Here is a 14,588-nt window from a genome sequence, read left to right as displayed (position 1 = left end):
TACGTCTAATCTTATTTTACAGTAATTGCTCATTCCTCTTGTGATTTCTTCTTGAACAAACCTGCCCCGTTAGTGGAACAAGAAAAAGGGCTGCCGAAGTAGCCCCCAATCCCTAAAACTAGCACCCGTTACCTAAATAAGTTTACAGTCCTTTGATTAAACATTTTTCAACATTGTTTATAACCACCATTTTTCCTGTGGAATTAAAACCGTTTTAATATCAAAGTTATTTTCAAACCAGTCTTTCATCAAAGTTTTATGTCCAAGATATTCTGAAGCAGAGTGGGAAACACCTATAAGCGACATTGATGTTTTTGAAGCATACTCTATCATTTCTTTGTATCTTTGTTTTCCATAATCGTTATCAATATGGCAATGGACTTCCCCTGTAATATATGCTTGAACGCCATTTCTTTCTGCTTCCTTCATCCAATCAACTTTATCTCCACAACCAGCAACAATTGCTATCCTTTGAATTTCATTTAATTTTTTACCTTCAAAATCAACATAGGGAACTTCAAAAATACCTTTCAATGTTGAAACTAATTCATCAGTGTTTGTTTTTTCAATATTACATACTAGTAAAAAATCATTCTTTATTTCATTTAATAATGCTCTCTCAATAATTTCAGCTTTTAATGCTCTGGCAATCGCAACATTCGTGCCTAATTTTTTATGACAATCCATAGGTATGTGGCAGGTGTATATAGATAGTTTTTTCATCTTCACTTGCCAAATGTATTTTTCTTTAATGGGAAGAAATCCTTGTCCCCATTTACCTTTAGGGTCACCACATTCCATTAACAAGGGATGATGCATAAACAATAAATCTCCCTCGTTACCTTCTTCTAGAAACCTTTCCAATACATAATCAGTTGGAAAAACAGCCAAAAAAACTCTTTCAACTTTTGAAGCACCTTTTAACATTAGTCCATTAAAAAGTCCAACAAATTCCTTTTCAAAAGCAGATTTCCAATCAAATCGTAAAGGGTCATATGCATTAGGTATAAATCGACTAAATGAAGGATCTTTTCCAAATGCTTTTATATCAAATTCGATGTCTAATTTACTAACTAATTCTTTAATTTCTGGCAAAATTAGCCACCCTCTCTAAATAATTACTATTTTTTCAATTATTCACTTAATAAACCAGTAATTGGGCTATTTCTCTTCAATTAACCTGCCCGTTACTTCAATAAAGTTCAACAAAAAGAGGCGTTAATCCTTCTTGGATTAACGCCCCCATTAGTTCAATAAGAACCCCTGAATTGATACAAATAGTGAAAATAAAAAAACAACAACAAATAACCAACCTTTCGCCTTTCTTTCTTTTTGAAATTCCTCTAACCCCATAACCAATATTGTTAGACCTAAAAGGAATATCATAATATCGTTAAACTGAAAATCCTTCGAAATTAGCCCATAAGTAGCCAATAAAAAAGTTAACACTGATAAAACATAGCATAGAATTTTTAACAAAAATCATTCCCCCTTTCATTCTTTTGAACATTCCTTTTTTTTGGATTGCACCCATTAGTTTAATATTCTATTTAGTTATTTGATCTATTTTCCCTGTTCTTTTTCCCAAGAGAAAACGCAGCAGCAAAAAGAAAGATTGTTGCTAATCCAACTCCAATAATCATTGAATAGTCGAAAGTAACTTTAAATGTCATACCGCCAGCAATAGATGCAATAAACAATAATATAAATAAAACAGTATAATTCTTTTTCATATTTTCCAACCATCCCTCTGATAAATTTTACCATATAACCAAAGTTCCTTGTTAAATTAACCTGCATCGTTACTTTAAGTATAAAATTTCACATAATTCTAGTCGTATTCTTCCTGGTCTACTTAATATCCTCTAGATCTGAAAAAAAGAGACACATTCCTTATTAGGAAATGCGCCTGATTGCTGAAGATTGTTATTAAGGAAAATTACCCCGATAGTACATTATATAGTTAGTAGTTAGTATTAAAGCTACTTTACTCTTCTAGCTGCTTGCTGAATAGGATCCCATACACCATTATATGGAGGTGCGTACGCAAGATCTAAATCAAGCAGCTCATCGGTTGTCATCGAATGGAATATTGCAGTTGCTAGAACATCGATTCGTTTGTCGATCCCATTTTCCCCAATAATTTGCCCACCAAGAACTTTATATGTTTCTTTATGATAGACAAGTTTCAATTTCATTTTTTTATTATTAGGATAATATCCAGCGATATCTGTTGATTTAATTGTTACAGAACCACATGGGATGTTCAGCATTTTTGCCTCTGTTTCTGTTATTCCTGTTCTCCCTAAAGTTAAATCGAAAAATTTTATGATTGAAGTGCCTACAACACCTTTAAATGTTTTATGTATATTAACGATGTTTAATCCGGCGATTTGACCTTGCTTATTGGCATGTGTTCCCAATGGGACATGATCATCCATTTCTTTTACTCGATGATATTGTGTTGCACAATCTCCTGCAGCATAGATATCTTTAATACTTGTTTGCATATACGCATTTACTTGAATAGAACCATTAACACTTGTTTTGATTCCAGTCCCTTCTAAAAATAAAATATTTGGCTTCACACCTATAGCGACTAATACTAAATCTGTTTCATACTTCCCTTTATCGGTTTTCACATATTCAACATGCTCACTACCACGGAATGCTTCAACAGATTCACCCATTTTTAACACAATGTTTTGCTTCACTGCTTCTTCATGGATAAGTTCTGCCATTTCTTTATCAAATATTTTTGCTAATTGCTCATTTCTTTCAATGATCGTTACCTTCTTGCCGAGCTCCGCAAAACTTTCAGCCATTTCGAGTCCAATGTATCCGCCACCAATAACTGTCACATTTTTTATATCTTTCTCAAGATAATCCATGATTGTCTTCGCATCAGGAATCGCCTTTAATGTGAAAACACCTGGAAGTTTAACACCCTCCCACTTTGGAATGACCGGGCCTACGCCGGTTGCAATAAGAAGGCGGTCATACGGAAAACTAAACGTTTCACCATTACTATGGTTTATTCCACTTACCATTTTATTTTCCGTGTCTACCTTTTGGACTTCATGATATACTCGTGCATCAATGCCATATTTCTCTTTAAAAGTAGACTGTGTACGTGCTATTAACTTATCTGTTGACTCAATCTTCCCACTGATCACATAAGGTAGGCCACATTGTCCGTACGAATAACTCCACCCTTTTCTAAAACAGTGATTTCATGTCCAGAACTGTTTCGTACAATTTGCATTGCAGCACTCATCCCTGCTGCATCTCCACCAATAATAAGTACTTTCATACTCATCCCTCCTTTCTTTATTTTCCATTTATTACTGATTTTTAAACATGAAGAAAGATTTATCCCTATATAGGGGTAGCGTCAGGAAAATGCGGATTTACAACGCTTAGTAAATTCAATATATAAGAGTAGAATTCCTGTAAAGGAACCGACTTTTAGTATTTTCTTTGTTAAACTAAAGCACCAGTTCGTAATATAAGGTTAGCCAGATTTTTCTGGTTAACCTTTTTGTTTATGGTTTTATTATTACGGTAATCGGCGTAAAACGTCGCACCCGTGGGACTCGATTCCGTCAACTAAACTGTTCATCCCCTACTTGTATAAACATGTTTCAGGCTGGTTGGGACCATGATCCCGTTTAACAAGCGAACCTATGACATTACAATAGGAATTAAAACCACCGAATAGAGATTTCTGGCTCCTAAACAAAAAATGGGAATAGATATGAAAAAATGAAAAAATCTCCCAACACTTACAAATTTCCTATATAATAATAGGGAATTGATTGCACTTACATACAAATAGGGGGAGTTTTACTTGGCAACATATTTTAGCTGGGTTGGATTTGTCATCGCGGCATATTTTCTCTTATCCGGAATCAACGGACTCAGAAGAAAAAATCCGAAAGCAAAAATGAATTTCTTGTGGATGGTAATCGGGCTCATCATTTGGCTATTTGCTTCTGGTAACTCGTTTATAATGGTCTTGTTTGCCCTTGGATTTTTAGCTTTTATTTTTTTTCTCATTACTGGAATTCTGGCACTATTCAAAAGAAACGGACAAGCAAAAAAAAGATTCCTTCTCATGTTAGGGGCAATGGTCATCTGGTTAGGTAGTGCAGCAATGCTTCCGAATGACAAGAAAGAAACCAATATTCAGGCTTCGGAAACAAAAATAAAATCGGAGGATGAAGCAAAGAAAAAGGAGGAAAAGGCGAAACAAGAGGCAGAAGCGAAAGCAAAGGATGAAGCAGAGGCTAAGGCTAAAGCAGAAGCAGAAGCAGAAGCAGAAGCCAAAGCAGCAGCAGAGGCTAAAGCTAAGGCGGAAGCGGAAGCCAAAGCAGCAGCAGAAGCAGAGGCTAAAGCTAAAGCGGAAGCGGAAGCCAAAGCAGCAGCAGAAGCAGAGGCTAAAGCTAGAGCGGAAGCGGAAGCCAAGGCAGCAGCGGAAGCACAGGCGCAAGCCCAGCAACAGCAGCAAGCAACCTCAACTGCAGCACAGACATCGTTTGCCAACTGCACCGACCTGAGGACAGTGTATCCGAACGGAGTTCCTTCCAATCATCCTGCTTATACATCTAAAATGGATCGGGATAAAGACGGTTATGCGTGTGAAACAAACTGATAAAGAAAGAAGGAGCATATTATGCGCCTTCTTTTTCGTTCTTCTTTAAACTTAGCAATATGGTAATTCAAAGACCAATAAAAACTTTCAAATTAACACTAATCTTAAAAATCGTCTTCTTTAAGTTTTTACACACATTCCATTATATAAGAGTTTTTTTGTATACCTAAAATAATGGCTTGTTATGTTTTAAGAATATATTTGTATCTTTTCTACCGGAGCGAAACCCTTGGTTTTACGAAAATTCATTTTATGTTCAAAATTAACCATTGAATCTGAGCAATCAATAGTATCAAAATTTAATTGGTTAAGCGTATACCTATCAATTTTCACCGATAATACTACTATTTTTTCATGATTCCCAGTAGACGTATTTAATTGGGAATCCAAAGCGTGGATGATAATAGTATCTAACGGCAATAAAGCTAACATATCTCTTGCTATTCTAAGTACACAACTGCAGACGTAATCCTGTTGAATATCGTAATATTTGGAGATAGGCATATTTTTGACGGATACTTTTCCTGTACTGGTTAGAGTTTTCATTTCTGAAGGAACTACATTTTGGGTTTGTACATCAAATTTCACTTCCATAGTATGGGGTTCTTCAAGGAAAAACTCAAACCCACTTCCAAAATCACTTAGATCATCTAGGGGAGCGAAATCCTTTATTACTTCAAAATACGTTTCCAAATCCCCATTCAATATCTTCGTTGCTATTTCTGTCAATTCACTCCATTCTTGATATTCATCCTCGTCTTTCTTACGGGCTTTTAAGACCTTATTTCTGAGCTCCTCTATACGCTTTTCTTCTTGATTAAAGACCTTTGCCATAAAACCAGGTCTATAATTTTGAAGTTCCTGTAAGGCTTGTTGTTCTAAAGGTCCAGGGTGCCCTTTTAAGAATGGAGGTTCTGTATTTTTAATGTCCAGCCAATCAACAAAATCATCACACTCTTTATGAATCGACTTAATCATATTTAGTCTATTTTCATACAACTCGACTTCTAATTGATTTCGTTGCAGTTCTTGTAACTTTTCTCTTTCTTTTTGCAATCGATTCAATTCCGCTTGTCGCTGATAGGAAGCTGTTCGATAGTTCCTATTCCCTCTATTACCGCTTCTCCCACCGGAAGTGGAAGTATAGGAAAGACCAGTTCCAGGCAAAGAAACCGTAGTCCTACTTTGACCTCTTGAGTTCACAGAATGCCTTAATCCTTTGACTCCTACACTTGCCCCAACCCCTCGACTACTTACGTTTAAACGAACTCCAGGAGCTATTTTAAAACTTTTTCTAAACCCAAAACCCATATAGTTTCCTCCTTACTCCAAAGCCCATCAGGTATCTAAAGGACTAATTTTTTGTTTTAGCCGATTCAATTTCCCTTTACTCTCTTACATTAATTTTCCAACTATAATTGTATCATGGTATAGGACTTTAGCAGCAATAATTATTACTAAAAAAATAGAGAGAAATACAATCATCATGACTGTACTCCCCTCCATTACTTAAAACACTTTTATTAAATACATGAAACAGTTGTTTTTCTCTCTCCATACTTCACATAGATAGGATGCCTGCTACAAAAGCTTATATAAAAAATTCCTAACCGTATTTACTACTGATATTACCTTCTCTTCATACCACAAATACAACCGCCGATTATGCCACTTTTCCGCAGCCGCTCTTCTTCGTACAGATTGATATGGCACATCAAACATTTGGCTGATTACCTTTAACGAGACTTTACTGCGGTGACCAGCCTCGATAAATGTCCTTCCTATAACACCCCAATTATATTTTTCCGCCAAAAGAATAACCCCCTTAACACGAAGCCAGTTTTAACACAAATACTGGTAACATCTTTCATCGTCCCAGTATCCGACCATGAAAATAGCTGCTTTATTTCATGTTTTGATGTAAATATCCATAAACGTTTTATCTTTTAATTAATTGTAATTAATATTAGGCTTGTTCATTAACATAAATGTTCCTATACTAATTTTACCAGAATTAATAACAAAATAAATAGGAGCTGCAAAGCAGGCCCCTATTTTCACTTCTATATTTTTGTCTATGTTGTTATTCTCAGTAATCTTGAAATACGCGTTCAATAAATTCGTCGCTATCAAGGAACTCAACGTCTTCTATAGATAAATCCGCTTTCTTAACAATTTCTTTTACACTGTTCCAAAGTGATTCCCATCCTTGATATAACCCAACTAGAAATTCGGTGAATTTTATTTTAGTGATATTCGTATAGGTAAAAAGTGGGCTTTTTTTACATTCTCCCATTTCATTTTCAAATCGGATACATTTTCCTTAATCAAAAAAAAGAAACAGGCAACGAAGGAAGAAGATCTTTAGCCATAACACCGTCCCCAAATTTTTTTTGAATCCCTCTAAGGTGCTGGATTATTTCATTAAAAAGTATAAAAGCATGTATAGTAATGTTCCTAGCCCCTCAAATGAACAAATCAAACAATTGGCTGTGCTTAATGATGAATATGGTGATCAGTATATAAAAGAGCAAATTAATGAATTTTTTTCCATTACCAAATTGCCCGGTAAATCACCTTCAACAAAAAGAACACTTAAAAATTTTATTGAGGTTGTACAAGAAATTTAGAGAGGTTAAGTGGTATGTGTTAAGTAGTATGTGTTATGTGGTAATGGTTAGGTAGTACAAACTAGCCTGGAAGAATTAAACAAGTTATTGGATTTTATGAAAGCAAATGAACATCAACGTTTTCCTGATTATCAACTTTATTACATGCTTATGTACTTTTTAAGCAAAACCGGTTTAAGGATATCCGAAGCTTTGGCTTTAAGATGGGAAGATATTGTTGGTGATAAAATAACCATAGATAAACAAACCAGCCGTGATGATAATAACAAAGTAAAATTATCAACATTAAAAAATGCTGCTTCCTACCGAACAATTAAAATTGACCAAGATTTATTACGTGAATTAATAAAATTTAAACTGAAGCAAAATCAATTGATTTTAGGGAATCCAAGATTTCGCAAAAATGAAGATGGCATTATATTTCAAAATTATAACGGACATTATTTAACACCTTCCATCATTCGTGAAACTATCCAAGATTACTGCAAAAAATCCGGTGTAGAATATAAAGGCACACATGTTTTTAGACATACACACGCTGTTCTGCTTCTTGAATCCGGTGCAAGTCTAAAATATGTTTCCAATCGTCTTGGACATAAAACAATTAAAACGACAGCTGAAACATATCTTGATATCGCTGAAAAAATAGAAGAAGACGAACTTCAAAAGTTCGCCTCCTACACTAAAAGATAAGATCAAATCGGCACGCCGAAAATTCCACAATTTATATTAATCCCTCAAACCCTTGATATATAAAGGTTTTTTATTTGTTATCCAATAGAACCTTCCATCTCGAACTTAATGAGACGGTTCATTTCGACTGCATATTCCATTGGTAATTCTTTTGTAAATGGCTCGATGAAGCCCATAACGATCATTTCAGTAGCTTCTTGTTCTGAAATCCCGCGGCTCATTAGGTAGAAGAGCTGCTCTTCAGAAACTTTAGAAACTTTTGCTTCGTGCTCAAGTGAAATATTGTCGTTTAGGATTTCGTTGTATGGAATCGTATCAGAAGTTGATTGATTATCCATAATCAACGTATCACATTCGATATTAGCACGTGCGCCATCAGCTTTACGTCCAAAGTGAACGACACCACGGTACGTTACTTTACCGCCATGCTTAGAGATTGACTTTGATACGATGGTGGAAGATGTATTTGGAGCTAAGTGAATCATTTTTGCTCCTGCATCCTGGTGTTGACCTTTACCAGCAATCGCAATGGATAATGTCATACCACGTGCGCCTTCACCTTTTAAAATTACAGCTGGGTATTTCATCGTTAGTTTAGAACCGATGTTACCATCAATCCATTCCATCGTTGCATTTGCTTCACAAACTGCACGCTTTGTAACAAGGTTGAATACATTGTTTGCCCAGTTTTGAATCGTTGTGTAACGGCAATAGGCATCTTTTTTAATAACAATCTCTACAACTGCACTGTGAAGTGAGTTAGTAGTATAAACAGGTGCTGTACAGCCTTCAACGTAATGAACATGTGCGCCTTCATCTACAATGATCAATGTACGCTCAAATTGCCCCATATTTTCAGAGTTAATTCGGAAATACGCCTGTAATGGAGTATCTACTTTCACACCTTTTGGAACATAAATAAATGAGCCACCTGACCAAACGGCGGAATTTAGTGCAGCAAACTTGTTATCTGTCGGTGGAATCGTTTTGCCAAAATGCTCACGGAAGATATCCTCATTCTCTCTAAGAGCAGAATCAGTATCTTTAAAAACAATCCCCAAATCTTCAAGTTCTACCTTCATATTATGGTAAACAACCTCAGATTCGTATTGAGCAGATACACCAGCAAGATACTTTTGCTCTGCTTCAGGAATCCCTAGTTTGTCAAATGTTGCTTTAATTTCTTCTGGGACTTCATCCCATGATTTTTCCGATTTCTCAGATGGTTTTACATAATAAGTGATTTCGTCAAAATTCAATGAGCCTAAATCTCCGCCCCACTGAGGCATTGGCATTTTATAAAAATGCTCTAAAGACTTCAAACGAAAATCAAGCATCCATTGTGGTTCATTCTTTAGTTTTGAAATTTCAATAACAATATCACTCGTTAAACCACGCTTTGAACGAAATATGGAAACATCCTTATCGGCAAAACCATATTTATAATCACCGATTTCTGGCATTTTTTTCGCCATCGACCTGTTCCTCCTTCTTAAACGAAAGGGTTAAGAACACCACTTACGTTTTATTGTTGTTCCTCTTCCCCTAATCCTTTTTCCATTGCCTTCCAGGCTAATGTGGCACATTTAATTCGTGCTGGAAATTTAGCGACACCCTGAAGTGCTTCAATATCACCTAAATCGATATCGTCATCATACTCTTTCCCTTGCATAATATCGGAAAAAATCTTCGAAAGCTTGATTGCTTCCTCTACCTTTTTCCCTTTAATTGCTTGGGTCATCATTGAAGCAGATGACATTGAAATGGAACAGCCTTCTCCCTCAAATCTTGCGTCGATTACGACCCCATCCTCAACCTTAAAGGTTAATTGAATTCGATCTCCGCAAGTAGGGTTGTTCATATTAATTGTATGACTGCCATCTTCTAGTATCCCGCGATTGCGTGGATTTTTATAATGATCCATAATTACCCGACGGTATAAATTATCTAAATTATTAGAAGACATCGCTGAAATACTCCTTTGTTTTAACAAGTCCTTCAACAAGCTTATCAATATCGTCTTCTGTGTTGTATAAATAAAAGCTTGCACGAGCAGTTGCTGACGCCTTCAACCATTTCATTAACGGTTGTGCACAATGATGTCCTGCACGGACTGCTATTCCTTCTGCGTCGAGTACAGTTGCAACATCATGTGGGTGTACATCGCTAATATTAAAAGTAACAAGACCTGCACGTTTTGCTGCGTCTAATGGTCCATAAATCGTCATTCCAGGTACAGAAGACATTTTTTCTAATGCGTAGGCTGCAAGCTTATGCTCATGTTCTGCAATATTATCTAAGCCAATCTCGTTTAAAAAATCTATGGCAGCACCAAGTCCAATGGCACCTGCAATAATCGGTGTTCCGGCTTCAAACTTCCAAGGAAGCTCTTTCCATGTTGATTCTTGTAAATGAACAAAATCAATCATTTCTCCGCCAAACTCAATTGGTTCCATTTTTTCTAACAAATGCTTTTTCCCATATAACACTCCGATACCAGTAGGAGCACACATCTTATGTCCAGAAAAAGCTAAGAAGTCGCAATCTAAATCTTGAACATCTATTTTCATATGGGGAGCACTTTGTGCCCCATCGACTACCATAATCGCACCATTCTCATGAGCAATTTTTGCAATTTCTTTAATAGGATTAATGACACCAAGTACATTAGAAACCTGCATAACAGAAACAACACGGGTATTGGCCGTAACCGTTGCCCGAACATCATCCAATGAGAGGGTTCCATCTTCTTGAAGTGGAATGTACTTTAGCACGGCTCCCGTACGTCTCGCAACCTGCTGCCAAGGAATAATGTTACTATGGTGCTCCATATACGTAATGACAATCTCATCACCAGCATTTAAATTATCTGCCGCATAACTTGCGGCAACCGTATTTAATGCTGTTGTCGTACCCCTGGTAAAAATAACTTCCTGAGTTGATTTTGCATTAATAAATTTACGAACCTTTTCCCTTGCCCCTTCGTAGGCATCTGTTGCACGTGTTCCGAGCGTATGAACACCACGATGAACATTGGAATTTATTTCTTTATAATATCTTTCCATCGTCTCAATGACTTGGATCGGTTTTTGCGATGTTGCTGAACTATCAAGATAGACAAGTGGCTTTCCATTTACTTCTTGATCTAAAATAGGGAATTGACGACGAATATCTAGGACATTCATTATCGTACTTTCCTTTCAATCACGGCAGTTAACTGCTTCTTAACTCCTTCAATCGGAAGCTGGTTAACAACCGGTGCAAGGAACCCATGAATAACCAGACGTTCTGCTTCTTTTTTCGGAATTCCACGGCTCATTAAATAGTAAAGTTGTACAGGATCTACACGTCCAACGGATGCAGCGTGACCAGCCGTTACATCGTCCTCATCGATAAGTAGAATCGGGTTCGCATCCCCACGTGCTTTCTCACTGAGCATAAGTACACGTGATTCCTGTTCCGCATTCGATTTTGATGCACCATGCAGAATATGGCCAATTCCATTAAAAATAGAAGAAGCACTGTCCTTCATAACACCATGTTTTAAAATATAACCTTCAGTGTTTTTACCAAAGTGAACAACTTTCGTCGTAAAGTTTTGTGTTTGTTCGCCACGTCCAACCACGACTGTTTTAGTATCACCATAGGCACCATCACCAACAAGGTTAGTTGTATTTTCCGAAATGGTATTTCCTTCGTTCATCAATCCAAGTGCCCATTCAATCCGAGCATCTCTTCCAGCGGATCCACGACGATTTACGTAAGTGGTTACACCATTTGCTAGTGTATCAACTGCACCATACTGAACTCTAGAACCAGCCTTTGCAATTACCTCAGTCACGATATTAAATACACTATTTGCAGATTCCATAGTTGATAAATAGTTTTCAACATACGTAACAGAACTATTATCATCCGCTACAACGATTACATGGTTAACAAGGTTTGCCTCAGCTTGATCATGTAAGTAAATAGAATGAATAGGCTCTTTAACCTCCACATTTTTAGGAATGTATAGGAATGCTCCGCCATTAACAAGTGCTGCATGCAAGGCGATTAGACGGTGTTCATCGGTTTTAACCGCTTCAGTCAAATAATACTTTTGCACAAGTTCGCTATGTTCACGAATGGCTGTAAAGATATCTGTAAAAATAACCCCTTGCCCTTTTAATTCCTCTGATAAAGAAATGTATGCAGGTGTATGATTACGTTGAATGTATAAATTTTTAGCTGTAGACTCATCGCCAACTAATGCTTTAACTTCTTCAGGAAGTTCAGCAAGTGATGCGAAGCTATCACTTTTTACGGGTTGAGCATCAAATTGAGTGAAATTCCACTTATCAATTTTTGTTTTATCAGGTCTTGGCATTGGAAGGGTTTCGCTCAATTCCAATGCTTTAAGACGAAATTCTTCCATCCACGCAGGCTCGTTCAATTCTTTTGAAAAAGAACGAACAATATCTTTATCAAATGATAAATTCGTTTCTGTTGTCATGATTATCCTCCTAACCTAACTCTTACGCTTCTTGCCCAACTGTTTCATCTTCAATTCCGAGCTCTTGCTTGATCCAGTCATATCCTTCTGCTTCTAAGCGTTGTGCAAGTTCCGGTCCACCAGATTTCACAATGCGTCCCTGCATCATTACATGCACATGGTCAGGAGTGATATAATTTAAAAGTCGTTGATAGTGGGTAATAATTAAACAGCCAAAATCTTCTCCGCGCATTTGATTGATTCCTTTTGAAACAACCTTTAAAGCATCAATATCTAAACCTGAGTCAATTTCATCTAAAATAGCGATTTTAGGCTCAAGCATCATCAATTGTAGGATCTCATTACGTTTTTTCTCTCCGCCGGAGAATCCTTCGTTAAGGTAACGCTGTGCCATATCAAGATCCATTTCAAGGAATTCCATTTGCTTATCCATTTTACGGATGAATTTCATTAAAGAAATCTCATTTCCTTCACCTAAGCGGCTATTAAGGGCCGAACGCAGGAAATCGGCATTTGTTACACCGTTAATTTCACTTGGATATTGCATCGCTAAGAATAGACCCGCACGTGCGCGTTCGTCTACTTCCATTTCAAGTACATTTTCATCATCTAACATGATCGAACCACTTGTTACTTCATATTTTGGATGTCCCATGATAGCAGAAGATAAAGTTGATTTACCGGTACCATTTGGTCCCATGATTGCGTGAATTTCTCCACCTTTTATTTCAAGGTTTACACCTTTTAAAATTTCTTTTCCATCAATTTCTACATGTAAATCTTTGATCGTTAATGTTGATCCAGCCATATATATACCTCCGCAAAGATAATTTTGTATCTTGTAGCCTTTAAACTTTGGCCCCAAAACTTATTCTCACTTTATTCTCATTACAATCTTATAACAAATAGTATCTGTTAGCAACTCATAAACAGTATTAACTTTTTTGAAAACGAAAAGTAATTTTATTTTCACTGAAGACAGACCAAATGAGAATGAAACTCAAGACAGGAAGTATTATTAATATAATAATTCGGAATTTTTAGTCTTGTGACCGCTTTATGTATTCACATACGAATAAAATCATAACGTATTTATCTCTATTTTGCCAAGACTTCCGCATTATTATTTGTTACCTATTTTTACCTATCCAATCGGATTCATGTATATTACCGTTATGGATAAAAAAGAAAACCAGTGAATCAACATCCACCGGCTTTCTGATTTCTTCCTATTAAATAGTAACTTTTTAATATTCCATTAAGTGTTTATTCTCCTGGAATAACAGCACCTTGGTACTTTTCTTGAAGGAATTTTTTTATTTCTTCTGATTGAAGAACCTCTACAAGTGTTTTAATCTCTTCACGGTCTTTGTCCTCAGAGCGAACGACAACAAGGTTTGCTGGTACTACGTCATCGCCTTCAAATGCAATTCCATACTTCCCAATGTCAATTCCGCCTTCTAATGCATAGTTCGTATTAATTACGACTGCATCACCTTCACCGCTCTCGAAAGAAGAAGCTAATAGTTTTGCCTCAATTAGAGTTGAGAAATCAAGGTCCTTAGGATTATCAATAATATCCTCTACTCTTGCATTCGCTCCAACGCCTTCTTTAAGCTTAATTAATCCTTCTTTTTCAAAAATAGGTAAAATACGTCCATGGTCGCTTAGTGAATCACTCATAATAATTTTCGCACCTTTTGGAAGGTCATTTAAGCTTTTGTATTCCTTAGAATAAATTCCGATTGGTTCCTTATGAACGCCGCCTACACTTACAAAATCGAAGTCCTTATTTTCTTCCATTTGCAATTCTAAATAACCTGGTGTTTGAAAATAGTTTGCGTCAAGTTCTTTATCCCTTAAAGCTACGTTTGGCAGGATATAATCTTGAAAAACTTGAACTTCTAGATCAATGCCTTTTTCCTCTAATAATGGTTTTGCTGCTTCTAACACTTCCGCATGTGGCACAGCAGATGCACCGACCACTAATTTTTTGTTTCCTTCTTCTCCTGCATTATCTGCAGTATCGTCCTTTGCACCACCGCAAGCTGCAAGGGCAAATGCTACTAACGCAATGATAATTAAACTAAATGCTTTTTTCATAATCTTACTCCTC

The 14,588-nt window shown here is 36.5% G+C and carries 14 protein-coding genes and 1 pseudogene; 3 read left to right on the top strand and 12 right to left on the bottom strand.

Annotated features, from left to right (window positions below):
- Positions 1-177: 177 nt before the first annotated feature.
- The 4 genes and pseudogenes from QUG14_RS22990 to QUG14_RS22975 form a co-directional block, all read right to left on the bottom strand.
- The gene (locus QUG14_RS22990; RefSeq protein WP_289342772.1) at positions 178-1,095 is read right to left on the bottom strand and encodes a Nif3-like dinuclear metal center hexameric protein; all 918 of its coding nucleotides are present in this window, start codon (positions 1,093-1,095) and stop codon (positions 178-180) included.
- A 150-nt stretch (positions 1,096-1,245) separates the two neighbouring features.
- Positions 1,246-1,479, bottom strand: a complete 234-nt coding sequence (locus QUG14_RS22985; RefSeq protein WP_289342771.1) for a YczI family protein — start codon at positions 1,477-1,479, stop codon at positions 1,246-1,248.
- 71 nt (positions 1,480-1,550) lie between these two features.
- The gene (locus tag QUG14_RS22980; protein ID WP_289342770.1) at positions 1,551-1,733 is read right to left on the bottom strand and encodes a hypothetical protein; all 183 of its coding nucleotides are present in this window, start codon (positions 1,731-1,733) and stop codon (positions 1,551-1,553) included.
- 249 nt (positions 1,734-1,982) lie between these two features.
- A pseudogene (locus QUG14_RS22975) lies at positions 1,983-3,313 on the bottom strand (CoA-disulfide reductase).
- 537 nt (positions 3,314-3,850) lie between these two features.
- On the opposite strand from QUG14_RS22975, the gene QUG14_RS22970 reads away from it, so the two are divergent.
- Complete coding sequence (locus tag QUG14_RS22970) at positions 3,851-4,654, top strand: excalibur calcium-binding domain-containing protein (protein ID WP_289342769.1); 804 nt, start codon at positions 3,851-3,853, stop codon at positions 4,652-4,654.
- A gap of 189 nt (positions 4,655-4,843) precedes the next feature.
- Here QUG14_RS22970 and QUG14_RS22965 read toward each other — a convergent pair whose 3' ends face one another.
- Together QUG14_RS22965 and QUG14_RS22960 are read right to left on the bottom strand one after the other, a co-directional pair.
- A complete protein-coding gene (locus QUG14_RS22965; protein WP_289342768.1) occupies positions 4,844-5,965 on the bottom strand; it encodes a DUF4236 domain-containing protein in 1,122 nt (373 codons plus the stop codon).
- A gap of 270 nt (positions 5,966-6,235) precedes the next feature.
- A complete protein-coding gene (locus QUG14_RS22960; protein ID WP_289342767.1) occupies positions 6,236-6,466 on the bottom strand; it encodes a hypothetical protein in 231 nt (76 codons plus the stop codon).
- 629 nt (positions 6,467-7,095) lie between these two features.
- Here QUG14_RS22960 and QUG14_RS22955 point away from each other — a divergent pair.
- Both QUG14_RS22955 and QUG14_RS22950 read left to right on the top strand, forming a co-directional pair.
- Positions 7,096-7,284 (top strand): hypothetical protein, encoded by a 189-nt coding sequence (locus tag QUG14_RS22955; RefSeq protein ID WP_289342766.1) that lies wholly within the window; start codon positions 7,096-7,098, stop codon positions 7,282-7,284.
- Positions 7,285-7,350: 66 nt separating this feature from the next.
- Positions 7,351-7,977: a site-specific integrase gene (locus tag QUG14_RS22950; protein WP_289344215.1), complete on the top strand. Its 627-nt coding sequence runs from the start codon at positions 7,351-7,353 to the stop codon at positions 7,975-7,977.
- 77 nt (positions 7,978-8,054) lie between these two features.
- On the opposite strand, the gene sufB is transcribed toward QUG14_RS22950, so the two are convergent.
- From sufB to QUG14_RS22920, 6 genes are all read right to left on the bottom strand, one after another.
- Positions 8,055-9,452, bottom strand: coding sequence for a Fe-S cluster assembly protein SufB (gene sufB / locus QUG14_RS22945; RefSeq protein WP_289342765.1), 1,398 nt, complete (start codon positions 9,450-9,452; stop codon positions 8,055-8,057).
- 50 nt (positions 9,453-9,502) lie between these two features.
- Positions 9,503-9,943 carry a Fe-S cluster assembly sulfur transfer protein SufU gene (sufU, locus tag QUG14_RS22940; RefSeq protein WP_095250790.1) on the bottom strand — a complete coding sequence of 147 codons (441 nt, stop codon included), beginning with the start codon at positions 9,941-9,943 and terminating at the stop codon, positions 9,503-9,505.
- Positions 9,933-11,162, bottom strand: a complete 1,230-nt coding sequence (locus QUG14_RS22935) for a cysteine desulfurase (RefSeq protein WP_289342764.1) — start codon at positions 11,160-11,162, stop codon at positions 9,933-9,935. The genes sufU and QUG14_RS22935 overlap by 11 nt, the downstream gene beginning before the upstream one ends.
- Positions 11,162-12,472 (bottom strand): Fe-S cluster assembly protein SufD, encoded by a 1,311-nt coding sequence (sufD, locus tag QUG14_RS22930; protein WP_289342763.1) that lies wholly within the window; start codon positions 12,470-12,472, stop codon positions 11,162-11,164. Before sufD ends, QUG14_RS22935 begins: the two co-directional genes overlap by 1 nt.
- Positions 12,473-12,494: 22 nt before the next feature.
- Positions 12,495-13,280, bottom strand: a complete 786-nt coding sequence (sufC, locus tag QUG14_RS22925; RefSeq protein ID WP_283862035.1) for a Fe-S cluster assembly ATPase SufC — start codon at positions 13,278-13,280, stop codon at positions 12,495-12,497.
- Positions 13,281-13,738: 458 nt separating this feature from the next.
- Positions 13,739-14,575, bottom strand: a complete 837-nt coding sequence (locus QUG14_RS22920; RefSeq protein ID WP_289342762.1) for a MetQ/NlpA family ABC transporter substrate-binding protein — start codon at positions 14,573-14,575, stop codon at positions 13,739-13,741.
- Between the last annotated feature and the right edge of the window lie 13 nt (positions 14,576-14,588).

It is taken from the genome of Neobacillus sp. CF12, assembly GCF_030348765.1.
Taxonomy (GTDB): domain Bacteria; phylum Bacillota; class Bacilli; order Bacillales; family Cytobacillaceae; genus Neobacillus.
Note: the sequence above shows the minus strand (reverse complement) of the source record. Positions and strands in the feature narration are given on the sequence as shown.

Excerpts from the sequence above, each read along its gene's own strand:
- QUG14_RS22980 (WP_289342770.1), bottom strand. The coding sequence starts at position 1,733 with ATGAAAAAGAATTATACTGTTTTATTTATATTATTGTTTATTGCATCT.
- QUG14_RS22965 (WP_289342768.1), bottom strand. The coding sequence starts at position 5,965 with ATGGGTTTTGGGTTTAGAAAAAGTTTTAAAATAGCTCCTGGAGTTCGT.
- QUG14_RS22955 (WP_289342766.1), top strand. The coding sequence starts at position 7,096 with ATGTATAGTAATGTTCCTAGCCCCTCAAATGAACAAATCAAACAATTG.
- sufB (WP_289342765.1), bottom strand. The coding sequence starts at position 9,452 with ATGGCGAAAAAAATGCCAGAAATCGGTGATTATAAATATGGTTTTGCC.
- sufU (WP_095250790.1), bottom strand. The coding sequence starts at position 9,943 with ATGTCTTCTAATAATTTAGATAATTTATACCGTCGGGTAATTATGGAT.
- QUG14_RS22935 (WP_289342764.1), bottom strand. The coding sequence starts at position 11,162 with ATGAATGTCCTAGATATTCGTCGTCAATTCCCTATTTTAGATCAAGAA.
- sufD (WP_289342763.1), bottom strand. The coding sequence starts at position 12,472 with ATGACAACAGAAACGAATTTATCATTTGATAAAGATATTGTTCGTTCT.
- sufC (WP_283862035.1), bottom strand. The coding sequence starts at position 13,280 with ATGGCTGGATCAACATTAACGATCAAAGATTTACATGTAGAAATTGAT.
- QUG14_RS22920 (WP_289342762.1), bottom strand. The coding sequence starts at position 14,575 with ATGAAAAAAGCATTTAGTTTAATTATCATTGCGTTAGTAGCATTTGCC.